Raw genomic sequence first — 801 nt, forward strand, 5'->3', positions numbered from 1 at the left:
ATGCGGGGGCTCCCCGTGACGCTGGTGGAGCGCGACGCCGCGGCGGCCGAGGCCGGCCTCGCGCCGGGTGCGCGGGCTCTATGAGCGGCCCGTGAAGAGCGGCCGCCTGTCCCAGGCGGAGGCCGACAAGCGACTCGCCGCAATCACCGCCACCAGCGATTGGCAGGCGCTCGCGGACGCCGATCTCGTCGTCGAGGCGGCGTTCGAGGACATGGCGGTGAAGGCCGACATCTTCGGCCGCCTCGACGCGGTGGCCAAGCCCGGCGCGGTGCTGGCGAGCAACACCTCCTATCTCGACCTCGACGCCATCGCCGCCGCGACCTCCCGCCCGCAGGACGTGGTGGGCCTGCACTTCTTCGCCCCCGCCAACGTCATGAAGCTGCTGGAAGTGGTGCGCGGGAAGGCGACCGCGCCGGACGTGCTCGCCACGGCCCTGGCGCTGGCGAAGCGGATGGGCAAGCAGCCGGTGGTGGCCGGCAATGGCGACGGCTTCATCGGCAACCGCATCTATGCGGTCTACCGCCGCCACGCGGAATATATGGTGGAGGACGGCGCCACGCCGGAGGAGGTGGACGCGGCGCTGGAGGCCTACGGCTTCGCCATGGGCGTGTTCGCGGTGTCCGATCTGTCCGGCCTCGACATCGGCCATGCCATGAGGAAGCGCCGCGCGGCGACCCGCGATCCGGCGGAGCGCTACGTCGTCATCGCCGACCGCTTGGTGGAGGCGGGCCGGCTCGGCCGCAAGACCGGCGCCGCTGGTACGCCTACGACGCGGCGGGCGGCAAGTCCGCCGATCCGGCC

1 protein-coding gene is annotated in these 801 nt (G+C 72.8%); it reads left to right on the top strand.

Going from position 1 to position 801, the window contains the following annotated elements; all coding sequences use genetic code 11:
- Positions 1 to 91: 91 nt before the first annotated feature.
- Positions 92 to 801 (top strand): 3-hydroxyacyl-CoA dehydrogenase family protein (locus AC2W7M_RS26555; RefSeq protein WP_486136181.1); only part of this gene is annotated, 710 nt, incomplete at its 3' end.

The sequence above is a fragment of the Xanthobacter sp. BG11Y11_SDJG genome, assembly GCF_057364445.1.